A 26446-nucleotide genomic window follows, 5' to 3' on the forward strand; every position below is an offset into this window, starting at 1 on the left:
AATGATTAAACAATTCATTTATGGTGATTTAAAACTTGAGTATTTAGAAATAAATAATCAAAAATCAAAAAATTTGATTTTCTTGCACGGATTTTCAAGTGATTTTAATTTTTTCAATTCATGATATCCAGAATTAAGCAAAAATTTTAATATTTATGCTTTAAACATGCCAGCACATGGCAAAAGCGAAGCCAGATTAGACATTATGACTGAAATAGATTTAATGAAAATTTTTGTTGCTTGAATTAAAGAACTGCAATTAAATAATTTATATTTAGTGGGCCATTCAATGGGCGGCGCATTAGCTCTAATGTCAGTTCAAGAATTAAATGACAAAATTGAAAAAATTATTTTAATTGGACCACAAAATCGATCAAGTTTAGTTCGTGAACAAGATTTTTATGATACCTTTTTTCCAAGAAAAATTGCAGATTATGCCAAATTAGTTAAATTATGCTATTACTATCCTGATAAAATTCTAAATAATAAAGAATGAATGAAAAGAGTAGAAAAATACTTAAATGAAAGTCAGGAACAACTTGATTTAGTTTATACTCTTGGTAGAGATTTACCTAAAACTGTCAACATGGATTTAATTGACTTTGGAATTAAAAATTTAAAAAATGATTTAATTTTAATTTATGGCGAAGCGGACGGAATTATAGATGCAAACAATATTGATAAATATTTTTTAAGTTTAAATCCCAAAACCAAAGTTTATAAAGTTAACCAAGCAGGCCACACAGTTTGATTAGAAAATCCAGTGGAATTTGCAAAAATAATGCAAAAAGAAAAAATGATATAGAAAAAATCCCTAAATTAGTTAGGGATTTTTTAAATTTTAATCTTACGAGATCAAAAATTATTTTTATCAATTGTATAACTTGAAAAATAGGTTTTGTAATATGACTCATTAATAATAATACCTAATCAAACGAAATAACTAAAAAACATTACAAATAAAGCAACATACATAAAAGTTCCAATTAAACCATATTTACCATAATTAATAAAAGAAGTCAGTAAACCAAAAATACTTACAAATAAAAACATTGGTACAGTTGAAATTAAAACCCCAGGATTAATTTGGTTTCAAGATAATTTGAATTTCGGGCTAAATTTAAATAAAAATAAGAAACCAAAATAACTAACAACAGGTAAATATAAGCAAAATGTAATGTAGAAAAATACATTTTGGCTTACCGGATTACTAATGTATTTAATAAAAGTGTTATATATAAAAATGTAGAATAAAATCACTATAAATAAGTATAAAGTAATACCCAGCACAATGAAAAATCCTCTTAAACGATTAGTAATAATATTACCCATTTTTTCGTGGTTATATATATAACTTTGAGTGTAAACAAATTTGCCATAACCATTTGAACTTAATCACAAAGAAGTTAGAAACAAAATAATCATTGAAATATATTGACTTTTTAAATTCGTAACAATTTCCAATTTAAAAACTTGATTAAGTCCAGGAATGATTTTGGCTAAAATTACATTTAAAAAAATTTGATCATACCCAGGAACAAAAGACAGTAACAAGGTAATCATTGTGATGATAGGCGCAAAAGAAACTAAAAAATAAAATGCCTGTGAAATCGGAATAAAAGAGTTTTCTTTTGAACTAAACTTAGCATGTGCACGATCCACTAATTCATCAATTTTCGGACGATTTTTTCAAGTAAATCTAGTAATGGCACAAAGTAAAATAAACTTTAAAAATAACTTAAGCAACTTTTCAAAAAACAAAAATTGAATTTCTTTTTTATTATTTCGAATATTTTTGTTTAAAACAAATGCTTTTAATTCTTGGTTATATGCCTTATTAATTTTTTTTAAATTATTTCCAGAATAGATATTTTTATTATTTTTCTTTTTCATATTAGTTTTCTAAATCTAATTTTTCAATATCTTCAATTCTTTGAAGATGTCTGCCACCTTCAAATGAAGTGGCCATATATTTATCCAACATTGCTTTTGCTTCTTCAAAACTCACTTGTCTACCGCCCATGACAAGAACATTTGCATCATTATGCAATTTTGCTAATTCAGCATCTTGAACAGAAGCAACTCTTGCTGCTCTAATATCGTGATGTCTATTTAATGCATAAGAAATACCTAAACCGGTTCCACAAAAAGCTAAACCGAAATCAACATCATTTTTGTGTTCATTAATATAATTGGCCATTTTATGACCTTGATGTGCATATGAAACAGAAACTGAATCATCTGCCGGGCCTAAATCTACGACTTCGTAGCCTTTAGAAATTACATAATTTTTAAGTTGGTTTTTCAAACCGCAAGCAGCGTGATCGCTAGCTAAAACAACTTTTTTCATATTATCTCCTTTTATATTTAATATTTATTTTATTTTTTTCCATTTAAATTATTTTTTATTTAAAAAGTTAATTTAAATTATATGAAAATAACAAAACAAAATGATATTAAAGATTGTGGACTACATGTTTTAAAATTTTTTATTAAAAAATTACAAAATAAAGATGTAGATATAAATTATTTAAAAATAAACAGTAGCTACAATGAAAATGGAATAAATTTATTTAACTTAAAAGAATTAGCTAAAAAATTTGAATTAAATATGACAAGTTATTCTTGTGATTTTGAAATTTTGAAAACTTTACCAAAAGATGATTTCCCAATCGGTGTTCTTATAAACAGAGACTCTTTAAACCATTATTTAATAATAAAAAATATCGATAAAAGCAAAGTTCATTTCTATGACTCTGCGACAGGAAAAATTGAAAAATTAAAACACAACGAATTTAAAAATATTTTTCAAAACGTAGTTTTTACTGTTGAAAAAGAAAAAAAATGAACGAAAAATGAAAACTATAAATTGAGCGACAAAACAAAAGATTTATTAATTGGAAATAAATTATCAATTTTTTATTTTTTATTAGCAATTTTGAATTTGATTTTAATTTTTACCTCAACTTTTTTTGTGAAAATCATTTTTGATGTTTTATTAAAAACAAAAGAAATTTCGATTTTACTCCAAGTCTTCGCTTGCTTTTTAAGTTTAAACATAATAAAAATAATTAATTCACTCGTTAAGAATGTTGCAATAAAAAAAGAGCAAAATAAAATTGAATGAGAGATAACTAAAAATTTCATTCAAAAAATAAATTCATTATCGGTAAATAATTTATCTAAATTAACTAAATCAGATTTATTAAGAAGGTATTCATATATTAGTTTTGTTGGACAATATAAAGCCAATTTCATTTACTTAATTTTTAGTCAACTTCTTGCTTTTATTATTTCTTCTTTGTTAATGATATGAGTAAATTTTTATATTTTTTTATTAGTGTGTTTCGCAACTGGTTTTCAATTTTCAATCGATCTTTTAATTAACTTTAAAATTAAAAGTAAAACATTTAATTGAATTAAATCTGCAAATAAAAAATTAAAAACTGATTTAGATTTAATTGAATTATCGAAACAAAATAAAAATGATGAAGAATTATATTTTTGAAACAATAAACTTTATATTGAATTTGTTGAACTTAAAAAAAGTGACTTTGATATTTTTAAATTTAAAGAAACGAAAAATATATGAAAAGGACTATTAATCAATAATTTGAACTTATTTCTAATTTTGTTTGCTACTTTTTTAATTTTTAAAAATGAATTCTCTATGGGAGATTTATTAATTTCTTTAACTTTAATTCCTTTTATAAGTGATCCAATAATTTCGATTAGTGATCTTGTAATGGAAAACAATTTATATAGCGAATTTATAAGCGATATAAATTTTGTTTTTAATCTAAAATCTAAAACTGATATTAAAGAAGGGATACTTATTCAAAAAATCAATAATATAAAATTTAATAATTTACTTTTTGGTTATGAAAACGGCTTAGAAGTATTAAACATTAATAATTGAACATTAAATAAAAATACTCAAATTAAAGGAAAAAATGGTTGTGGAAAATCGACTTTGCTTTCGCTTTTGAATAATCAACTTGACAATTGGCAAGGACAAATTGAAATTAACGAAATTAATTTAAGTAATATAAATTCCAATCTTTTATTTAAAAAAATAATTTTATTAACTAATAATGATTTTTTTCCTAATTTAAGTGTAATTGATTTTTTAACAAATAATATTTTTGCAAACAAAGAATCTTTATATAAAAATATTGAAAAATACGATTTAAATCATTTGCTTACAAAATTAAATATAAATTTAAATGGGAAATTAATAGATAATGGAAATAATCTATCTAAAGGTCAAAAAGCTTCTATAAATCTGCTTAAATTATTTATTAAAAAATATGATCTAATAATGCTTGATGAAGTATTTGAAAATATCGAAAATAGTATATGCGAAGAATTAAAAGAAAAAATAAAGAAATTTCAAGATGAAGCAATTTTTTTGGAAATAAGCCACAATAAAAATTATATTCATATTAATAACGAGGTGAATTTTGAATCAATTAACAAAATTAAATAAATGATTAATTATTATTTTTTGTTGTTTGGTTTTGCTTATTTTGGGAATATTGATTTACTTTTCAACAATTGAAATAATTACAACAAAAACCATTAAATTCGTTATTTCTCCAGAAAACAAAAATTGTTTATTTACTGAAAATGAGAACTTAAAATTAATTGATGTAAATTCAAATCTATCAATCAATTGAAAAAATGAAAATTTAAATTTAAAAATTTTAAAAATTGAAACTTTAAATAATGTTGCAAAATTAACAGTAAATTATCAAAAATTTTTTGTTGCACAAAATTTAGAAATTTCAGGAGTTGTTTTTCTTGAAAAAGCTAAATTAATTACACAAATTATTAAATAGTATATTTTTATTTATATAATAAAAATATGATTGAATTAAACATAGAAAAAAACGAAGCAAAAAATTTCAATTACGAAAATGAATTTTTAGCTATAGTACAAAACTTAAAAAATTTTTTCAAAATTGATAAAACAATTATTTTAGATGTTTCTATTGTTAACAATAAAGAAATTCAATCTTTAAACAAAGAATATAGAAATAAGGATTACCCCACTGATATTCTTTCATTTGATTTTGGGTTTGATAATTTTAACGACGAATTACCTATTTTACATTTGGGAGAATTGGTAATAAGTTATGAAAAAGTCGAAGAACAAGCAAAAGAATTTGGACATTCAATAAAAAGAGAATATTGTTATTTATTTGCTCATGGTTTAATCCATTTAATGGGTTATGATCATGAAATTGAAGAAGAAAGAATTGAAATGAATAGATTAGTGGATGAAATCTTTTTGCCATTAAATATAACAAGAGGTTAATTATGGAATTTAAAAAGTTACAAGATTTAATGAAATATTCATATGCTCCATGATCAAAATTCAGAGTTGCTGCAATAGCAATTGATTCTGAAGGTAAAGAACACTATGGAGTTAATGTAGAAAATGCAGCATTTCCTTCAGGTTTATGTGCTGAAAGATCTGCTCTTTTTGGTTCAGTTGCTTACGGTGCTCAAGTTGGAACATTTAAAGAAATTCACATTATTGCATCAACAGATAGAATTACTTCACCTTGTGCAGGATGTAGACAAGTTATTACAGAATTTATGCCAGATGATGCTTTAATTTATTTATATAATCAAAATGGAACTGAAGTTAAAAAATTTACAGTAAGTGAAATAGTTCCTTTACCAATTAGAAGTGAACAAATAAAATAATGAAAATTTTATTTGCAAGTATTTTAGGTCGCCCTAATGTCGGTAAATCTTCTTTATTAAACAAAATTTTAAATTATAAATTGTCAATTGTTTCTCCAGTTGCACAAACAACTAGAGATCAAATAACAGGAATTTATAATGATGAAAATTATCAAATTGTATTTACTGATACTCCAGGAATTCACAAAGCAGAAAGTTTATTAGGAGAAGTTTTAAATAAAAATGCATTAAGCACAATAAAAGATGAAGATGTTGTGTTATTTCTTACACCAATAAATGAAAAAATTGGATCAGGAGACGAATTTATCATTGAAAAAATAAAATTAGCAACCAACAAAATTGCTGTTATAACTAAAATTGATTTAGCAAAATCTCCAGAAGAAATTCAAGAGAAAGTAAATGAATTAAATAAATTTGATTTTAATAAAATAATTTCTGTATCAGACAAAAATGAAAAATCTATTGATATGTTGATGAATATTTTAAAGGAATATGCCTATGAAGGTGATCCCTTTTATGATACAGACAGCTTTACAACAACATCAATGAGATTCTTAGCCAAAGAAATTTTAAGAGAATCTGCAATAAATCATTTATATGATGAGCTTCCACATTCAATTGCAATCGAAATAAACGATTTTATTGAATTTGAAGAAGACAAATTCCAAATAACAGCAACTATTTTTGTAAAAAAAGCATCTCAAAAAGGCATGTTAATAGGCAAAAATGGCTCAATGATTAAAAAAATAGGAATGGAAGCAAGAAAAAAAATGCAAATTTTATTTAATGGACAAGTAACTCTTCAAACAAAAGTAAAAATTGCTAATAAATGAATAAACGACGAAAAAGCCTTAAAAAAATTAGGGTATGAATAGAAGGAATAAAATGAATAAACAAATTTTAAACAAAGTATTTCAAAATTCTGAAATAGAAGCTATTGTTTCAGTTGCACCGCAAACTAGATTATGATATTCAGGAGTTCAAACTACTGATGGTTATTTAGTGATTGAAAAAAATGATGCGCATTTATTTGTAGATGGAAGATATATTGAATATGCTCAAGCTAATGCTAAAAATGTAACAATTCATTTATTAAAACCTGGTGTTTTAAAAGAATTTTTTGATAAAAAACAATATCAAATTGTTGCTTTTGAAAAAGATTATTTAATTTCTGAAAACTTTTTTATGCTTGAAAAATTAATACAACCTAAAAAAGTAGAATGAATTTCAGGACAAGAATTAAGAATTATTAAAAGCGAAGAAGAAATTGATTTATTGCAAAAAGCAATTGATATTTCTTTAAAATCTTATGAACAATTATTGAATGAAATAAAAGCAGGAATGACAGAAAAAGAAGTGGCTGCTAAATTGAATTATTTAATGAAAATTAATGGTGCTGACAAAGAAAGCTTTGATGAAATAATTGCAACAGGAGCATTTTCAGCTGAACCACATCATCATCCAACAGATAAAAAACTTGAAGAAGGAACCTTTTTAAAAGTAGATTTTGGCGCCTTATACAAAGGATATAGTGCTGATATTACTAGAACAATTATTTTTGGTGGAAATGAAAAAGCAAAAGATCCAAAAATGATTGAAATTATAGAAATAGTAAAAGCTGCGGCTAAAAAAGGAAGAGATGCTGTCAAGCCAGGAATTAAAGCTTCTGAAATAGATGAAATTTGTAGAAAATATATTGAAGAAAAAGGCTATGGACAATATTTTGTTCATTCAACAGGACATGGATTGGGGATAGATGTTCATGAACTTCCTTATGTTTCTAAAGCTTCAGATTATATTTTAGAACCAGGAATGGTAATAACTGTAGAACCAGGAATTTACATTGAAGGATTCGGTGGGGCAAGAAACGAAGATGACGTTTTAGTCACTGAAACAGGAAGAATTGTTTTATCACAACCAAATGAAAAATAAATTTTTAAAAGAATATGATAGTGTCATATTCTTTTAATTTCACATTTTTTTATTTAAATATTAAAAGGTGTTAAATTGTGTTAATATAATTTAGATTATGAAAGAATTAGAAAAAATTACGCCACTTGAAGTGGATTTTCCAAAATGATATATTGATGTTGTTAAACAAGGTTCATTGATTGAATATGGACCTTTAAAAGGAACATTAATTTTTAAACCGAATTCTTATGGGATTTGAGAACAAATTCAATTAAATTTGAATGAAATTTTTAAAGAAAAAGGTGTACAAAACGTTTATTTACCTTTATTTATTCCTGAAAAACTTTTTGCAAAAGAAAGAGACCATATTAAAGGCTTTAATCCAGAACTAGCGACAGTTACTCAAGTTGGAGATAAAAAACTTGACGAAAAAGTTTATGTGCGTCCAACTAGTGAGGTTTTATTTGCTGATTTATTTAAAAAATCAATCGTATCTCACAAAGATTTACCTCTTATTTATAATCAATGAGCTAATGTTGTCAGATGAGAAAAAACTACTAACCCCTTTTTAAGAAGTAGAGAATTTTTATGACAAGAAGGTCATACTTGCCATGCAAATCCTTTGGAAGCAAGAACACTAACTAAAACAATGATTAGTACATATGCTAAATTTTTAAAAAATTATTTAGCAATACCAACTATTATTGGCAAGAAAACGGCACATGAAAAATTTGCTGGTGCATGTAGCACATACACAATTGAAGCAATGATGAAAGATGGAAGAGCATTACAAGCAGGAACCAGTCATTATTTTGCTCAAAATTTTTCAAAACAATTTGAAATTTCGTTTAAAAACAAAAATAATGTTGAAGAATTCGTTTATCAAACTTCATGGGGTGTTTCAACTAGACTCATCGGTGCAATTATTATGACACATGGTGACAATCGGGGAATTATAATGCCTCCTAAAGTAGCTCCAATTCAAATTGATATTTTAGAGGTTTTTGCAAATAAAAATGCCAAAGTGCATGAAGTAGCTTTATTACTTAAAAAAGAATTGGGAAGAAAATTCAGAGTTCGCCTTGATGAAACAGATAAAAATCCTGGCTATAAAGCTTCTAATTCTGAAATTCAAGGAGTTCCATTAAGAATTGAAATCGGGCCAAGAGATCTTGAAAATAATATGGTTACAATCGTTAGAAGAGACACCCTTGAAAAAATTGTAATTTCAATTGATGATGTAAAAAACGAAGTTCCAATTTTATTAGATGAAATTCACAACAATTTATACGAACAAGCGAAAAATAGATTAGATAACAATCAAGTTCTTGTTAATAATTATGAAGATTTTAAAAAAGAAATTGATAATAGAAAATTTGTTATAGCTCCATTTTGTTGTTCAGGAAAAATTGAAGAGAGAATAAAAGAAGAAACTGGAGCTACAACAAGATGTATCCCTAAAAAAATGGATAAACCAGTTGAATTAGCAAAATGTATTTATCCAACTTGCAATAGAAAAACCAAGAGATATGTTATTTTTGCAAGAGCTTACTAAAATAAGAAGTGAGGTATTTTGCTAAATAGCAATTTAACTGATTTGAATAAATATAAAAGTGTTGCGAGTATTTGTCAACTTGAGATTGCAAGATCAAAAGTTGCAAAACAAGAAAATTTAATAAATGAATATAAAAATTCAAAAAGAGAAGATAAACCGTTAAGCGATTATTTTTCAGAACATTTTAAAAAGACACTTTTATGTTTGTCTGATTTAAGTAAATTAATAATTCAAGAAGAATTTTTAAATGGTTTGCACAAAAAAGAAAATTGTTGATTTGAAACCTATTTTTCTAAATCAACTTATTATAAAAAGAGAAAACAAGCTATTGATGAATTTTTATTTTACTATCTAGATTAGAAAAAACTGCTGTCTTTGGACAGCAGTTTCTTATTATGGAGGAAAAATGAACGACAATATAAAAAGATTTTTACTTTTCGCTAAAGAATTAAATTTGTCTAATCTTGATAAATTATCAAATGTAGAATTATTTGTAAAAAGAGATGAAGTTAGTCAAAAAATTAACTTTACTTTTAAATTTAATAATATTATTTACGCTAAAGATTTTTTCCTCTTTCTTTATGAATTAAGAAACAATAAACAATATGAAGACATAGTTTATAGTTTTGATTTTTGCGATGAGCAATATACAGAAGAATTAATTATTGAATTTTTAATCGCAATAATTAATTCAAAAAAGAAATTCATGAATTTAAAAACCCTTAATTTTTTAAATTCATTAAAAAAACAAGAAAAATTTAATTTTGTTTTTTGAATAGACAAAAAAGACGAAGACAAAAGTGAAATTATTAATTTATTATTTAATAACATAATCAAATATGGATATAAAAAATTAGCTTTTGAAGTTAATTTTAGAAAAGATAGTGAAAATGAAATATTTGATAATTCAGTAAATAATGAAACAGAGAAGAAAATATTTATTGAAAATCTGAAAAAACAAAAAGAAACAAAATCTATTAAATCTAAAGAGAATACTTATAAAGCAAATAATAAGGGTTGAATAAAAGATTATTCTTTTTATGAAAATTATAGTGAAATCCATGAATTGTATGAAAGAAGTTCTCTATCAACTGTTGGAGAAATTTTTGCTTTTGATTCTTCAAAAACTAAAACAGGAAAATTTATTTATTCTATTTCAATTACTAATTTTAAAGATGGATTAGAAATTAAATGATTTAAAAATGATGCATTAAGTGAAGAACAAATTAATGAATTAAAAATTGGTAAAACAATTAAAATTTTTGGAACTAAATCATCAAATAAATTTATTTATTTAGATAAATATAGTATAGAAGAGCCTATATTTAAGGAAAATATCGACTATGCGCCACTTGATGAAAAAAGGGTGGAATTGCATATTAGTTCAAAAATGAATACTATGGATGGTTTAATTGAACCAGAAGATATAATTGCTCAAGCCGAACAATTTAAGATGCCAGCAGTAGCAATAATGGACTTAAATGGCGCACAAGGATATCCTAAATTTTATAGTGCTGCCAAAAAAAGCAGTGTTAAACCGCTATTTGGAACTGCTTTTTCTGTAATTAATAAAAATAATCAAATAGTATTAGGAAATTTAAACAAAAAAGCCAATTTGCGTGATTTAGAATACATTTCTTTCGACATTGAAACAACAGGTCTTAGTCCAAAATTTAATGAATTAATTGAATTTGGGGCTGTAAGAATTAATGAGAATTTAAAAATTTCAGAAAAAACGCAATTTTTTGTAAAAGCTACGAAACCAATTTCAAATTTTATTGTGAATTTAACCAATATTACAAATGAAATGCTTGAAAAAAATGGAATAAGTTTAGAAGACGCACTTGATAAAATATTTAATTTATTAAATAATCAAGTTTTATTAGCCCACAATGCGAAATTTGATTTCAATTTTTTAAAAGAAAAATTTAGGCAAGCAAATAAAACATTTCCAAATATTTATGTAATTGATACTCTTAAAATTTCAAGATTACTTTTCCCTGATAACTCAAAACATAAACTTTCTGATTTAGCTTCAAGGGTTGGTGTAGTTTATGATGCGTCAATTGCTCACCGTGGAGATTATGATGCTGAAGTATTGGCTAATGTTTGAATTAATTTAATTTCTTTATTGGAAGAAAAGGGCTATTTCTCATTAGAACAATTAGTTGCAAGTGAAAATCCTGCTCTGTATAAAAGAGAATTTGCCTTTGAAATAAGCACTTTAGTGAAAAATCAAATCGGATTAAAAGAACAATTTAAAATGATTAGTAATTGTTTGACAACAAATTATTATGATTCCCCCAAAACATTTTGAAGTGATTTAAAAAAATATTCAAATATTTTAATTGGTTCTGGAACTTTGAAATCTAAGTTACTTGAGGATTATTTTTATTCATCACACGAAGAATTTTTAAATACATTGGATTATTTTGATTATATTGAAATACCTGCTCCGCAAGTATTTGAACATTGAATAATCGAAGAAAGATTTACAAGAAAAGAATTGATCGAAGGGTTAAAAGAAATCATTCAAATTGCCAAAAGTAAAAATAAAATTGTCGTTGCAACAGCTGATGTTAAATATAGAGAATTAAAAGATAAACAAATTTATGAAGTTTTAGTTTATTCAAAAGGAATAGGTAACGCAAGGCACTATCTTTACAGTTATAAAAATAGTAACTTTCCTTTACCAACACAGCAATTTTTAACAACAGATGAAATGCTAAGTCAATTTAGTTTTCTTAATGATCAAGAATTGCAAAAAGAAATAGTAATTAAAAATACGCAATTAATTGCTAATATGTGTGAAAAAGTGCAAGTTATTAAAGACGATTTATACAAACCAATTTTTGATGATTCAGCTAATAAATTAAAAAATTTAGTTTATGAAACAGCATATAAAAAATATGGGGAAAATCTACCATCATTAATTGATAAAAGAATAGAAGCAGAAATTAATCCAATTATTAAACATGGATTCGATATAGTTTATTGAATTAGTCACAAATTGGTGAAAAAATCTATTGATAATGGTTATGTTGTAGGAAGCCGTGGATCAGTTGGTTCATCTTTAGTTGCTACTTTATCGAATATTAGTGAAGTTAATCCACTTCCTCCTCATTATATTTGCAATGAATGTAAATATTTTGAAGTGGTGCAAAATCCAAAAACATCAAGTGGTTTTGATTTGCCTGATAAAAGTTGTCCTCAATGTGGAAACATGTTAGAAGCCGACGGACAAACAATTCCATTCGAAACATTTTTAGGTTTTGATGCCGATAAAGTTCCAGATATTGATTTAAATTTTTCTGGTGATTTTCAAGGAGAAGTGCATAACGAAGTAAAACATATTTTTGGCGAACACCATTCCTTTAGAGCTGGTACCATTTCAACAGTTCAAGAAAAAACGGCATATGGATTTGTAAAAAATTATGAAGAAGAAACTAAAAAAATACTTAGCGAAACCTATATTAATTATTTAACAAAACAAATTGAAGGTGTAAAAAGAACCACTTCTAAACATGCAGGTGGAATTATGATTGTGCCAAAAGAATTGGATATTTTAGATTTTACTCCAGTTAATTATCCAGCCAATGATGTCTCTTCTGATTGATTGACTACTCATTTTGATTATCGTGCAATTCATGATAACCTTCTAAAATTAGATATTCTTGGACATGATAATCCTGCTAGAATTACATTATTAATAAAATATACTGGTATAGACTTAAAAGATATTCCTAAAAATGATCCCAAGGTAATTGAAGTATTTTCCGGTTTAAGTACTTTAGGTATTAAGGCTGAACAAATAGGAAATGAACCTACTGGCGCACTCGGTTTACCTGAATTTGGAACACCATTTTCAAGACAAATGCTTTATGAAACCAAACCACAAAGTTTTTCGGATTTGATTGCTCTAACAGGATTAAGCCATGGAACTAATGTTTGATTAGGAAATGCGCAAGACTTATTAAAAGAAGGTTTTTCTTTAAATGATTTAATTTGTTGTCGGGATGATATTTTAAACAAACTTTTAGAAAAAAATGTCCCTAGATCAGACGCTTTTAAAATTATGGAAAAAGTTCGTAAAGGTAAAGGTGTTAATGAAGAAGAAGAAGAGTTATTGCTGGCTCACAATGTACCTCAATGACAAATTGAGAGTATGAAAAAAATTGAATATATGTTCCCAAGAGCTCATGCTGCAGCTTATTCAATTATGGGTTGATGAATTGCTTGATTTAAAGTTTATCATCCATTAGCTTTTTATGCTGCTTACTTAACAACTCATCCTAATGGAATTGATATTGTTAATATGATTGACATTAAAGGCGGCACAAAAGTTGACAAAAGAATAAAAGAACTTAATGCTAATATTCGCAATTTAAATACTAAAGAAAAAACTTCTATTCCAATTTTAGAATTAATTCGTGAAATGTATGCTAGAGGCTATAACATCAGCAATATCGATTTAGAAAAATCTGATAGTCATGAATGAAAAATCGATAATGAAAATAAATGCTTAATTCCTCCTTTTGAAGCAGTCGATGGACTTGGCGAAGCCGTTGCTTTATCAATTGTAAAAGCACGAGATGAAAAACAATTTAAATCAATTGAAGATTTTTCAGAAAGAACAACAGTTAATAAAACAATATTACAAAAATTGAGAGATTTAGGAGTATTTCAAAATCTCAATGAAACTAATCAGTTGACATTATTTGATTTTTAAATATCAAAATATTACAAAATAGTATTATTTTGTTATTTTTTTCTTTTCCTTACAAAAAAAAAAAAAAAAAAACTTACCTATATAATATAGGCAAAGGTATATATATGACAAGAGCAAGAAAAATTAAAATATTTAAAACTACATTATTATTATCGGGAGCTTTAGTTTCTACTGCTTCTTTAGTTAGTGCAGTGTATTTTTCAAGAAAAAAATCAGAGATTGAAAAATACAATACATTAAGTGAAAAAAATGTAACTCCTGCAATTACAAATAAAACTAATATTATTGTGGTTAAAGATTACGACTCGTTAACAGATAATCCTCTTGAAGAAATTATCACTACAATTAAATTTGTTTATGAAGATCAAGAAATTAAAAGAGAAGAAATCGTTTTAGAAGACGATGAAACTACTAAAATTCTTGATGCTGAAAATGAAATTCCTAAAGGATTTGAATTAGATCCTAAATTTCATGACGCAAATAAAGAAATTATTTTAGAATACGGAAAAGTTAATGTAATTCACATTAGACCTATTAAAATTGTGCCAATTACTAAAATTCAATTTAAGGCAAACAATGAAAATGTTGGTGGCGAACTTTCATTTCAAGTTGAAAATTTAGATGAAATTAAAGTTAATTCATATATTCCGGAAGGATATAAATTAATCGATAATTATGAAATTAATTTAAAAATTGGTGAAACCAATATTATTCCAATTGAAAAAATTAAAGTAATAGTAGCAACCAAATTAACTTATAAATTGATTAATGATAGTGTAATTTTCACCAAAGATTTTAAATCTGTTGAAAATACAGAATTTAATGCAAATGAATATATTCCAAGTGGCTATGAATGAGATGATTCTAAAGGAAGTCAAACTTTAGAAAATCTTAAAGCAGGTAAGGAATATACTTTTTACATTAAAAAAACGATTGTAACTTACAATACTAAAATAACTTATACTCATAAAAATAGCGAATTAACATCACATACTTTTACAACTCAAGGCTCAAGATTAATTTCAAAAGAAGAAATTAGTCAATATATTCCAAATTCATATCAGTTGGCAAGCACTTTTGATATTAATTCAATAAGAATTGGACAAGAAAATAGCATTGAATTAGTTAAAAGTCCAGTTGAAACAAAAATTATTTTTAAATTAAATGATAAAAATGGACAAACTATATATGAAAAGACTTTTTCAACTAGTCCTGAAGAACAAATAACTTATAAAAATTTAATTCCAAGTGGTTATGTGTTATCTGAAACTGCCCAACAACCAACTAATGAAGATAATTTACAAGCTGGAAAAACTTATACTTTCTTTTTAAGAGAAAAAATTAAAACTATTTTTACAACATTGGTTATAACCGCTAATAATAAAGAAGTTACAAGAAAAGTGCTAATCTCTGAAGAAGACGAAAAAATAACTATTGAAGATATTAGCAACTCCTTACCAAGAGGTTATAAATTAGATAGTAATTATCAAATTTCTACTTTGAAAATCGGAGAAGTTAATACAATTAATGTTATTAAAATTACTATAAAACATCATACTAGATTGATTTATCAAACTGCTGATGGAATAGTAATGAAAGATACAACAATTGAAACTGTTGATGATCAAGAAATTAATACAAATTTATATATGCCAACAGGATATAAACTTAAATCAGGAGAAAAGCCAATTATCATTGTGGATGATACAACTGGTAAAAATATCATTAAAATTGAAAGAAAAGAAGATGATAAACCAAAACCAATTGTTATTGAACCTGATACACCAGATCCTGAACCAGATCCAAATCCTACTAGACCTGCAGGTAAAAATTTAACTGCTGCTGAGATTAGAAAAATTATTTCTGATGGAGGTTCTACAGTTAATGCTTCAAGCAGAAGATATTCAAAGCCTTCAACTTTACCTACTGTAGAAAAGGCTGTTATTTCAGAAGCTAAAAAAGCAGAAATTAGAAACCAAATCAAAAAATTGCAAGCAATAGCAGAGAGAGTTATTAAAAAACCTGGAACTTTTACAGCTGCAGATTTTGAAGGAATTTTCCCTTACAAACAACCTGACGTGATGGAAAAATTTGTCAAATTAATGAATGGAACTCCAAAGAGAGAAATTGGATATGCTGATGCTTACGGTACAAGAGATATGACTGCTGAAGAAATCGCAATTGCTTTTAGAGATGCTTTAAGAGTAGCAGCTGCATCAGCAGAAAGAGAAATGGCAGAAGGCAGAGTAATTAGATGACCAAGTAATATTGGAGAATTTGTTCCTACTTGAGGATATGATAGTAAATATAATAATCCAACTTTAGTTTCATACATAAAAGCTAATGAAAAATTGGCTTTCCCAATTGCAGATCGTGAATATCCAAGAAATGGAGCACAACAATCAAAAGGGCAATATCCTGGATGAACTGATCAAGATATAAGTGGTACTTATAGAATACCTGGAGGGAAACCTTCATATGGTCAAACATCAAATGGAAGAGATTTCATTGATGGCGGTGGAATTGCAGTTAGAGAATACACTCCAAATAGCGATAATTCAATAGGACAAGAAAAAGGAAAACAAAAAGTTGCCTTTATGGATGCATCTAATCCTAATGCAGTGAACAATATTATTCAATTCCTTAGATCTAATAGAGATATTAGTGGATTGTTCATTAAAAATATAGGGTTGAAAGATGAAAATCAAGATATTTCAAATATTTTGAAACAAATTCCAAGTTCAATTGATAAATTGACTTTAATTTATGACACTGAAAAAATGATTGGAATTTCAGCGCTTAAAAACTTAAGATTAAAACAAGCTGAATTACTTACAACCTTACCTAATACTGACGATAATATCGGAGATGGTAATTTAAGTATTTACAAATTTGGTTGAGGTATTGATCCAATTGCTTTTAAAAACACTGAATTTGTGCCATATGATTTCCAAATGACTAGAGGTTGAGATAACTATAAATCAAATATTGTTTATACAGGGCCAATTCAATTTAATGTAATTAGACCTGATAAAGGAAGTACATTGGATGATATCAAAACTGGGTTTGATATGGTCTTAAGAACCAAAAAAGATTGAAGAGTCTTTAATGGACAATTTGGAGATCAAGGATACCCAATTAAAATCGACTTGTCATTGACTAAGTTTAATTCTTTAAAAGGCATCAATTTAGGTGAATATTACTTCAGAGTTATTAAATTACCTTCAAAAGGAAGCACATTTACCTTTAATATAGCTGATTTAGGAGCTAGCCAATTTAGTAAAGTTTTAGCTGATTGAGGTCCAACTGCTAAACCAATGATTGTATTTGGCGACTTACAAACCAGCAAGATTCATTTAAAAGGAACCGCTCAAGATTTTAGCGGCCAATGAAATAAAGAATTGCAAGGCTTTTTAACTGGAGTCTTAAATAATCAACAAGCAAGAGAAATTATTGTTGATGATAACAATGTTAAACAAATTATTACTGGTTCGCCTGGTTGAAAGAGTGAATTCAAAATCAGTATAGCGAGTGATAATAACGGAGGACTAAATTTTGAATAACACAACAAGGCAGAAAAAGTTTTTTCAACTTGATTGAAATAAAACAGGCTGAAAAACTGTGATATTAATTAGTGTGTTTAGTGTTTTATTATTGATTTTCTTTACATTTAATCGTTATATAGGATCAAGTAAAGTAAAAGAAACCAATGAAGTATTTTTAGGTTATTCAAATTTATTCAATTTTTCAAATATAACTTTCAAAAGTCGAAATTTTGCTGTTTTAATAGCAATTGTTTTGACATTTAGCAATTTAATTTATGCCACTTATAGTGCTTATCGTTTATGAACTAAGCATTTCAAAATAATATATTTAAATTTAATCAATTTCTGATTTTATTTATTAGCAGCAACAAGCATAATTTTGCTTGTAATTATGCCAATTCAATCAAACTTCCAGGTTTTTGGATTGGTATATTTTGCTATTCCTTTATTGATTACATTATTAAGTAATTTAATATTGCAAAGTTTAATTTACAAAGAAAATAAAAAACTAAATCCAAGTCAAAAAGCTTTGGTTTTAATGCCTTTAATAAGTTTAATCATTAAAAATATAATTTTTATAACTGGCTTTGTTTTATTAATTTATATAACAAAGGGAACAAATAAAATCGACACTTTACTAAGTTTAGAAAATGCAAATTACAAAAAAATAGATTTAATTTTTAACACAAAAAATAACACAAGTTGAATCTTTATTTCTTGAATCGCGATTTTCTTAATTGCAGCATTAATTTTAAATTTGTATCCACTTTGAAAGAAAAATAATAAATTTGAAAATAATTTATTATTTAAAGATTTATTATTATTCGGACTAACAACCTTATTAGCAACTTTAATTTTTGCAGCTGCAAATTTAATTAATTTAAAAAATGCTAATGGAATTTTTACTCAATTTAATACTAATCATTTAGTTTATGGGCTTTCATTATTATTCTTTATAGTAATATTTGTCGGCTATATATTGGTGGATAAATTAGTAATTAAAAACAATCAATTAAAATTAAATTCGTTTATTTTCTTAATCGCAAATTTCATTGTAATTGTTTACACTTTAACAATAAGAATTATTAATTTTGACAAAATAAATAATTATTTAATTCCTTTATTTTTAGCTCTTTATTTTATTGGAGTATTTGTTTATAAAAAATATTTCAGTAACCAAAAAGAAATTTTCACTTTTGTATTGATTACAACTTTATTAAGTTTTATTCTATTTTTCCAAACTCTTGATTTATTGATGTCAAATCAAGAAAATAACTTACTTTCTTCAATTTTTGTTTTATTCAACTTAATTGATTTACTTTTACTTGCATTGGCTTTGATAATTTTCATTCCTATTCTAAGTTTAATAGCAAACTGATTTAAGTTATTTATTTATGTGTTAATCAATCAAAAAAGTCAAAAATCAAAAAAGGAAGTAGGTAAAAATGTTTAATAAAAATAAAAAAAATACAGATCAAAATAATTATGAACAATTAATTTTTCAAAATTTTAATACTGTTAAAAACAGTTCAAATTTTATTGATTTTCAATCTTTTTTAAACCAAGTTTTAATTGTGTCTAATTTAAGTGAAAATGATGAAAATGTGCAGAAAATGTTGCAAAAAAGTCAAGAAGCAATTGCAAATAAAAATGAAATTGCATTTAAATTATTTGTTTTATCTTTTATTAAAGACACAAGATTTAGTGAAACTATTTTAGTACCTGAAATTTTAAAAGAAACGAATAGTAGATTAATAACAGTTAATTTTAAAGACTCAAAAAGTGTAAAAGAAGATTTATTTATTACAATTTATAATCAAACTTTAGAAGAATTAATTATAAAAAATAATAAATGAGTAGAATTCTTACCAAATTTAATTATTAATTATGACAATGTTTTAGACAAATACACAATTTTATTTAGTCAAGAAGTTTTGAAATAGTAGCTAATGAATATTAAAAAAATAAAAAGCAAAATTGAAAGTTATAATAACTTACATAATATTTTAGAATCGCAAAAAAACATTACTTTAATTAATATTTTAAAATTAACTAGAGAAATTGCTTCTTATTATTCAAGAGCAATTGAATGCAAAAAATATATTGATGAAATTAAACATAATTATTTAATTAATTCTCCTTTTTTAAATAATTCTAAGCATATATTTTCTAAATTTAATAATGCAATTAATACAATCTGAATTTACATCACGGAAGAAGAAAAATATGCAACTAATTCTTATGAAAGACATGAAAAATTTTTAACTGAAAACTATAAAAAAAATGATTTAATTATCGCAATTGGAGAAAAAGCAATTGAATTTGCAAAAGAAAATAAAATGCAAATTTTGCTCGCAAGATCAAAAAATGAAGTGGAAACCTTAGCTGAATTTCTTCCTAATCTTTTAGAAGATTTCATAACAAAAAAAGGATTTCACAAAATTAAATTCGTTTTAAATTCATCTAAATTAAAAACTCCGTTCTTAACTGTTTTGCCCTTTTCTGAATTAAACTTCAATTTAAATCAGAAAAACATTCATTTTGAAGATGAAATCGAAATTAGAAAAGTAAATATTTTTCCAAATATTGAAGAGTTTATTAATTCAGAAATTAATTTATATTTAACATATATAACATTAACTTTGCTTAATGAATCGGCTCTAATTTTTGAAAAATATAAATTGGTTGCAGAAACTCAAAAAATTAATAACCTTGAAAAAACTTTGCAAAAATTAAATTTAAGTTTAACAAGAAAAATCAGAGAACATGAAATTGAAGAAATGTCATTGCTAAATCCAAAGAAAGACTTATTACATGAAAAATAATAATCAACTTGTTTTATTAAAATTTATTTCTAGAAATTTAAAAAGTTTTACCTTAAAAATTAAGGAAATAGAAATTAATAATAAATTAGAAGATAATTGAGGAAAATTAGAAATTAATTCAATCGCTTCTTTAAAACAAAATCTTTTAAAAATCAAAACCAGCGATGACAAAATACTCTATTTGATTGCAAAAAATGTTTTCATGATTTATAAAAGTGAACATGAAATTGAACTTAGATATAAAAATATGCCAAAATTTTTTGAAGAAACTAATTTAAGCAAAGAAGAAATTAAAGAATTAAAGACACAGATTCAAAATTTAAAAAGAGAATTAGAATTAAATAAACTTTATGATTTAAATGATCTTTCAACAATTGAATTAAATTATTTTGAAAAACAAAATAATTTATTTGAATTAGAAGCAATTAGAAATTTTAGTTTAAAGAGAAAAGAGGCTCATTATGAAAATTAAAAAATTAAAATTAATAAGCCCCTTTATCATTAGTGCTCCTATATTTTTTAGTATTTCAGCAACAGAAAATGAAGAATCAACTCCAACTGTTGATCCTGATTTTGCTAATTTTAATAATGCAGTTAATGAATTAATAACTTCAAGATTATCTGAATCTTTGGATGCTAAAATTGAAGAACTAAAGACAGAAGCCAAAAATTTATTAGCTTCAACTAATGCAACTAGTCAAACTTTAGTAAACGCAGTTTATTATTTAAAAGTTGCAAACTTTTTAAAAGAAAATAAGGATAAAATAATCGCTAATCCTGCTCAATATGGATTAAATATTGTTTATCCAAAAGTTTTATCTAAAAATGAAGATATCTATAAAAGAGATATTACGTTTGATGGAATTACTTATGAAGGAGTAAGTGTAGGAACTCAGGATGGTACAAATTATGCTGATTTAACTGCAACTGCTCCAACTAATAAAAATGTTAATAGCATTAATTTAGAAGAATTAAAAACTAAAACCAATAATTATTTCGATGATATGCTTGGTTCATTTAGTGATATTTTTGCTAATGAAGAAGATGCGCCCGTTTTAGATGTTTCAGACAATCCATCTAGAGATAAAACTACTTTAGATTTCAACGAAGCAACTAATTCACTTTCAATTTCTTTACCTGAAAATTACAATAGTTGAGATGATTATATTAAAAGCAAAATTAACAAAAGATTCACTGCTTTTGATTTGTTAGAAAATACTAAAGATAGTGAAGAAGAGGAACCAGAAGTTCCATCAGTAATTCCTGACGAACCAATTGAAGATGAATTTGAAAAAGATGATGTAATTCAAAATATACCTAATTTAGTTCCTTATATTAATTATGAATATTATGATGAATTTGAAAGCAGCAAATATGACTTATTTATAAGCGAATTAAATACAGATCCAAATACATTAAATTCTAGATTTTTCTATAATAACCCAATTTTTACTAGATTTAATTATCGAATTGTTGCTTTAAATAAAACAGCTGATGGCAATTTAGAAGCAACAGTTAGAATAGAAGACAAAAATCAAATTTCTTCATATAGAGTTTACAATGTGAATGTTGGTAAATTAGAAAGTAAAAATTTTACTAAAGCTCGCGAAGCCCAAATTAATTTTATCGAAAACACAATGTTTAAATTTTATGATGCCTTAGGAATTGGCGAGAAAATCACACTTATTAAATTAGCTAATAATGATTTAATTCGTACAGTTTATAACTTAGTTCTAGAAGCCCAAAAAATTATTGAAGATCAGAAATTTCAAGATAAATTAATTGAACAAGCTCATCAAATTGAAAATAAATTGGCAGTAGCCCAAATTGAGAACGAAAGCGATCAAAATGATTTATTTAACTTATTTATAGGCTCATTAAATAACATTAATCTTAATTTTAAAACTGTTACCTATGGTTATTTTGAATATTTAGCTGCTACATATGCAAATTTATTAATTAAATATAAAAATTCATTGTTAGAGAATGAAGAACTAATGTCAATAATTAAAAGAAACTTTGACAGTTTACATTTTGATATTGAAAACTATGATAAAGCCTTAAGGGTTTTAAATTCAGATATTAGTTTAACCAAAGGAATTATTAATTCAAGTGAAATTAAATTAGAAAATAAATTTACTTCATTTTTACAAGTAGTTAGACAAATTCAAAAAACTTTTATTAATCTATCTTATTTATCTATTAATAAGCAATTTTCTAATGAGGAAATTGAAAAAGCTAATACAGAGGAAGCAACCAAAGAAATTCTTAATTTTGTCAATTCATATAATGAAATTGCCAAATTAGAACCAATTGGTCAAAAGGCTAAAAAACAAACTATTTATATAGTGTTAGCAAGCATTTTATCTACCGTTGCCTTACTTTTATTAGCTTTAACTGGTTTATTGTGAACAATTAAAAAGCTAAGAGAAAAATTAAATAAAAAACAATTAATTATTTTTGCTGGAATCTCGGTTGCCACATTAATAATTTCAATTTTATTAATATTACTAAGTCTTGGAGGATTATAATGAAACAACCAATTATTACAGCAATTTTTGATTATGTAGTTGAATTAAGTGGTGAATTCAAATACGAACAAAATCAATTTTTTAACCTTAAAAAAGATAATAGCATTCAGATGATGTTAATTTCAGCAACCGAAACTAAAGCTTATGCGTTAGTTAATAAAAAAATTGACAAAATCCAAATCGGTTCAGAAGTTGAAATAGCTAACCAATCAAATCAAGTTAAAACTAATAGAAATATGTTTGGAAAAATTGTAGACATTCAAGGGAATGTTTTATATCCAAATAATAATTTCTTAATTCCAATGCCATATGAAAAAGGACATGATATTTTTAATTCAACCAATACTTTATTAGATTATCAGCCTTTAAATGAACCTTTATATACAGGTTTAATTAGTATTGATTTATTAATTCCAATTGGTAAAGGGCAAAGAGAATTAATTATTGGAGATCGTAAAACTGGAAAAACTCAAATTGCATTAAATACAATCATTAATCAAAAAGGCAAAAATGTTAAATGTATTTATGTAGGAATTGGACAACAACAAGCACAAATTGCTAATGTGTATAAAACTTTGAGTGAACATAATGCAATGGAATACACAATGATTATTGATGCTAATTCAAGTAATCCATATGATCAATATTTGGCTCCATATATTGGAATGGCACATGCTGAAAATATCTCTTATGAGGAAGATGTTTTAATTATTTTTGATAATTTAACTAATCATGCGAATATCGTGCGTGAATTAGCTCTTTTAATTAATAAACCTGTAGGTAAAGAGGCTTTTCCAGGTGATATGTTCTACTTACATTCAAAACTACTTGAAAGAAGCGGTAAATTTAAAAATAGAAAATCAATTACTGCCTTCCCAATTATTCAAACAGTTGAAAATGACATTACATCTTTAATTGCTTCAAATGTTATTTCAATTACAGATGGACAAATTGTAACTAACAGTGACTTGTTTGCGTCTGGAAAATTACCAGCTGTTGATATCGATCTTTCTGTAAGTAGAATTGGTGGTAGCGTACAGAAAAAATATGTAGCTAAAGTGGCTGCACAAATTGCTAAAATTTATAAAACTTACAAAAAACAAATTAAATTAGCTTCATTAAAGAGCGATTTAAATGATGAAATGATTAAATTAATTAATGCTGGAGAAACTATTGAAAAAATGTTTGTTCAAAGAGGAATTTCATCATATTCTGAAGAATTAATGTATCTTACTTCAAAATTGATAGCATGAAATGCTTTAACAAATATTGAAGATACTGATTTAGCACTAAAATTTGTTGATTTATTTGCAAAAGAAAATCAATTAATGAAACAAATCGTGCAAAATTTAATTGAAAATAAACAAGAAAGCGATTTAATGGCAAAAAATTTCTTCATGTTTTGCCTTAAATCATTTGCTCAAGCAAATAACTTAAAATGAAATATTGAAGTGGATGCAAATTTTGCTCCTTTAAATGAAAAAGAATTGCAAAATATTTATGCACAAATTACTAAAGGAGTTAAATAATGGCTAAAATTACCAAACTTTGATCTGATGTGGTTGAAATTGAATTATCAAACAATGAAAAAGTTAAAATTGATTGAATTTTAGAAACTAAAAACAAACTTTCGGTTTTAATGATTAAAAAAATCATTAATGAAACTAAAATTTTGGCTGTTATTGTAAAAAGCGATGAAAATTTAATAATTGGTCAAGAATTAACAATTAAAAAACATTCATTTATGACTCCGATTGGCCAAAAAGCCAAAGGCAATATTTTCAATATTGAAGGTGAATCATTGAATACCAAAGGCAATGATTTTGATTTAGTTGAAATGAATTCAACAATTACAGTAAATGATGATTATGCATACAAACCTGAAATTTTAGAAACTGGAATTAAAGCCATTGACTTCTTTATTCCTATTTTAAAAGGTTCTAAAATCGGAATTTTTGGTGGAGCTGGAGTTGGAAAAACTGTTTTAATGAAAGAAATGATTTTCAACTTATCAACTAATCAAAAAAGAACTTCTTCAATTTTTGTTGGAGCAGGAGAGCGTTCACGTGAAGGTGTTGAATTATATGATGATTTAAAAGAATCAGATTTAATGAAAAATTCGACTATGTATATTGCACAAATGAACGAAAGAGCTGGGGCAAGAATGTCAATTGTTTCAGCGGGAGTAACTGCTGCTGAATATTTAAGAGATAATGAAAAAGAAAATGTTCTTTTATTTATTGATAACATTTTCCGTTTTCTTCAAGCAGGAAGCGAAACAGCTGTTTCGCTTGATAAAAAAACTTCTGTAGGTGGATACCAAGCAACATTAAATACAGAGATTTCACAAATTGAAAATAGATTATTTTCAAATCAAAATGGATCAATAACATCATTTCAAACTGTATTTTTACCAATGGATGATTTATCAGACCCTTCTGCAGTTGCGGTTTTCAGCCATTTAAATGGTTCATTAGTTTTATCTAGAGAAATTGCCGCTAAAAATATTTATCCATCATTCGATCCGCTTGAATCTAATTCTGATAGTGTAAATCCTCAAATTATTGGTGATAAACACTTCAATGCAATCTTAGAAGTTAAAAAAATCTTACAAAGATACAAGGAATTAGAAGATGTTATTTTAATTTTAGGATATGACGAGCTTGATGCTGAAAGCAAAAAAGTGGTTAAAAAAGCATTGCAATTACAAAACTTTTTCTCACAATACTTTTCTGTGACTCAACATTTTACAGGAGAAAAAGGGGTATTTGTTCCATTAAACAAAACAGTTGATTCTGTTATTAAAATTTTAAATGAAGATTTCATCGATATTGAACCAGAAAAATTCTCATATATTTCAACAACAGATGATTTATTAAAATAATTGAATTAAAAAATCGCCTAAAAGCGATTTTTTATTAACAAACATGTGAATTACTTGGAGAAGCTTCTAAATAATTGCCATCTTTGTCAAGATTATATTTATAAACATTAATTAAATCATGATTATCTAACACAATTTTGCATTCATTAGGATCGGCATACGCGCGAGTGTTATTAAATTTAATTCTAAATATTCTCTTCAAATATGGTTTTGTTTTATTAGAAACTTCAACAATCACTTCAGCTTTGTGATAGGCTGTATTAGCAACCCCTAAAATTTTAAAATTGTAGTCATTTTTGAGTACAATTTTTTTATTTTTAAAAATAAAACTTCAATTAACTCTTAATAAATTTCTTGCATATAAATAGTCAATAGTGAAATTACTAATATATGAATCAAAAGGTATCTTATCTATTAAATCAGTAACAGGGAAGTCAAAATTAAATTCTTCTGGATTATTCATTGCTAATTCTTTTAAAGTTTCTACATCCTTATTTAAAGTTTTTTCATCCACTCCAACATGTAAATCTTCCAATTTTAAAGAATCTAATTCTTGCTTTTCAAGCGAAATTTTCTCCACTTTTGGTTTATTAGAATCTGTATTTAATGAAAAATATTTCTGCTTTTCTGTATCAATATTTTTATTAGTGCAAGCCATTGAAAAAGCAGGCAAAAGGCTTAACGAAGCAAAAGAAGACAATAAATATTTAATTTTAAATTTCATATTTCAATTTTAACAATATATATAAAA

The 26446-nt window shown here is 25.5% G+C and carries 21 protein-coding genes; 18 read left to right on the forward strand and 3 right to left on the reverse strand.

The annotated features are described in order from the left end of the window. Position 1 precedes the first annotated feature (1 nt). Positions 2-805: an alpha/beta fold hydrolase gene (locus Q346_RS0101330; RefSeq protein WP_027332739.1), complete on the forward strand. Its 804-nt coding sequence runs from the start codon at positions 2-4 to the stop codon at positions 803-805. A 29-nt stretch (positions 806-834) separates the two neighbouring features. On the opposite strand, the gene Q346_RS0101335 is transcribed toward Q346_RS0101330, so the two are convergent. Both Q346_RS0101335 and Q346_RS0101340 read right to left on the reverse strand, forming a co-directional pair. After that, the gene (locus Q346_RS0101335; RefSeq protein WP_027332740.1) at positions 835-1893 is read right to left on the reverse strand and encodes a YihY/virulence factor BrkB family protein; all 1059 of its coding nucleotides are present in this window, start codon (positions 1891-1893) and stop codon (positions 835-837) included. A 1-nt stretch (position 1894) separates the two neighbouring features. Beyond that, a complete protein-coding gene (locus Q346_RS0101340; protein WP_027332741.1) occupies positions 1895-2350 on the reverse strand; it encodes an RpiB/LacA/LacB family sugar-phosphate isomerase in 456 nt (151 codons plus the stop codon). Positions 2351-2431: 81 nt separating this feature from the next. Between Q346_RS0101340 and Q346_RS0101345 the strand changes: the two genes are divergently transcribed. The 17 genes from Q346_RS0101345 (at position 2432) to Q346_RS0101425 (ending at position 25695) form a co-directional block, all read left to right on the forward strand. Next, a complete protein-coding gene (locus Q346_RS0101345) occupies positions 2432-4489 on the forward strand; it encodes an Mbov_0121 family peptidase domain-containing ABC transporter (RefSeq protein ID WP_027332742.1) in 2058 nt (685 codons plus the stop codon). Beyond that, a complete protein-coding gene (locus tag Q346_RS0101350) occupies positions 4464-4841 on the forward strand; it encodes an MAG1140 family protein (RefSeq protein WP_027332743.1) in 378 nt (125 codons plus the stop codon). The genes Q346_RS0101345 and Q346_RS0101350 overlap by 26 nt, the downstream gene beginning before the upstream one ends. A 26-nt stretch (positions 4842-4867) precedes the next feature. Further along, positions 4868-5320, forward strand: coding sequence for an rRNA maturation RNase YbeY (gene ybeY, locus Q346_RS0101355; RefSeq protein ID WP_027332744.1), 453 nt, complete (start codon positions 4868-4870; stop codon positions 5318-5320). A 2-nt stretch (positions 5321-5322) separates the two neighbouring features. Further along, on the forward strand, positions 5323-5715 hold the full coding sequence (cdd, locus tag Q346_RS0101360) for a cytidine deaminase (RefSeq protein ID WP_027332745.1): 393 nt from the start codon (positions 5323-5325) through the stop codon (positions 5713-5715). Next, on the forward strand, positions 5715-6590 hold the full coding sequence (gene era / locus Q346_RS0101365; RefSeq protein ID WP_027332746.1) for a GTPase Era: 876 nt from the start codon (positions 5715-5717) through the stop codon (positions 6588-6590). Before cdd ends, era begins: the two co-directional genes overlap by 1 nt. Before the next feature lie 10 nt (positions 6591-6600). Further along, positions 6601-7647 (forward strand): aminopeptidase P family protein, encoded by a 1047-nt coding sequence (locus Q346_RS0101370; protein ID WP_027332747.1) that lies wholly within the window; start codon positions 6601-6603, stop codon positions 7645-7647. Between the two features lie 97 nt (positions 7648-7744). Further along, positions 7745-9181, forward strand: a complete 1437-nt coding sequence (gene proS / locus Q346_RS0101375) for a proline--tRNA ligase (RefSeq protein WP_027332748.1) — start codon at positions 7745-7747, stop codon at positions 9179-9181. A gap of 18 nt (positions 9182-9199) precedes the next feature. Further along, the gene (locus Q346_RS0101380; RefSeq protein ID WP_081774424.1) at positions 9200-9541 is read left to right on the forward strand and encodes an MG284/MPN403 family protein; all 342 of its coding nucleotides are present in this window, start codon (positions 9200-9202) and stop codon (positions 9539-9541) included. Between the two features lie 46 nt (positions 9542-9587). Beyond that, complete coding sequence (locus Q346_RS0101385) at positions 9588-13910, forward strand: PolC-type DNA polymerase III (RefSeq protein WP_027332750.1); 4323 nt, start codon at positions 9588-9590, stop codon at positions 13908-13910. Between the two features lie 104 nt (positions 13911-14014). Then, positions 14015-17473, forward strand: coding sequence for a putative immunoglobulin-blocking virulence protein (locus Q346_RS0101390; RefSeq protein WP_027332751.1), 3459 nt, complete (start codon positions 14015-14017; stop codon positions 17471-17473). Continuing rightward, a complete protein-coding gene (locus tag Q346_RS0101395) occupies positions 17466-18908 on the forward strand; it encodes an MSC_0624 family F1-like ATPase-associated membrane protein (RefSeq protein ID WP_027332752.1) in 1443 nt (480 codons plus the stop codon). Before Q346_RS0101390 ends, Q346_RS0101395 begins: the two co-directional genes overlap by 8 nt. Continuing rightward, positions 18901-19398, forward strand: a complete 498-nt coding sequence (locus Q346_RS0101400) for an MSC_0623 family F1-like ATPase-associated protein (RefSeq protein ID WP_027332753.1) — start codon at positions 18901-18903, stop codon at positions 19396-19398. The genes Q346_RS0101395 and Q346_RS0101400 overlap by 8 nt, the downstream gene beginning before the upstream one ends. Positions 19399-19404: 6 nt before the next feature. Further along, entirely contained in the window at positions 19405-20280 is an 876-nt protein-coding gene (locus Q346_RS0101405) for an MSC_0622 family F1-like ATPase gamma subunit (RefSeq protein ID WP_027332754.1), read from the forward strand. Next, positions 20270-20752: an MSC_0621 family F1-like ATPase epsilon subunit gene (locus Q346_RS0101410; protein ID WP_027332755.1), complete on the forward strand. Its 483-nt coding sequence runs from the start codon at positions 20270-20272 to the stop codon at positions 20750-20752. Before Q346_RS0101405 ends, Q346_RS0101410 begins: the two co-directional genes overlap by 11 nt. After that, positions 20742-22811, forward strand: coding sequence for an MSC_0620 family F1-like ATPase-associated subunit (locus Q346_RS0101415; protein ID WP_027332756.1), 2070 nt, complete (start codon positions 20742-20744; stop codon positions 22809-22811). The genes Q346_RS0101410 and Q346_RS0101415 overlap by 11 nt, the downstream gene beginning before the upstream one ends. After that, a complete protein-coding gene (locus Q346_RS0101420) occupies positions 22811-24340 on the forward strand; it encodes an MSC_0619 family F1-like ATPase alpha subunit (protein WP_081774425.1) in 1530 nt (509 codons plus the stop codon). Before Q346_RS0101415 ends, Q346_RS0101420 begins: the two co-directional genes overlap by 1 nt. Beyond that, positions 24337-25695, forward strand: coding sequence for an MSC_0618 family F1-like ATPase beta subunit (locus Q346_RS0101425; protein ID WP_027332758.1), 1359 nt, complete (start codon positions 24337-24339; stop codon positions 25693-25695). The genes Q346_RS0101420 and Q346_RS0101425 overlap by 4 nt, the downstream gene beginning before the upstream one ends. 34 nt (positions 25696-25729) lie before the next feature. On the opposite strand, the gene Q346_RS0101430 is transcribed toward Q346_RS0101425, so the two are convergent. Beyond that, on the reverse strand, positions 25730-26419 hold the full coding sequence (locus Q346_RS0101430; RefSeq protein WP_027332759.1) for a hypothetical protein: 690 nt from the start codon (positions 26417-26419) through the stop codon (positions 25730-25732). Positions 26420-26446: the final 27 nt, after the last annotated feature.

It is taken from the genome of Mycoplasmopsis gallinarum DSM 19816 (assembly GCF_000621085.1).
GTDB lineage: Bacteria > Bacillota_I > Bacilli_A > Mycoplasmatales > Metamycoplasmataceae > Mycoplasmopsis > Mycoplasmopsis gallinarum.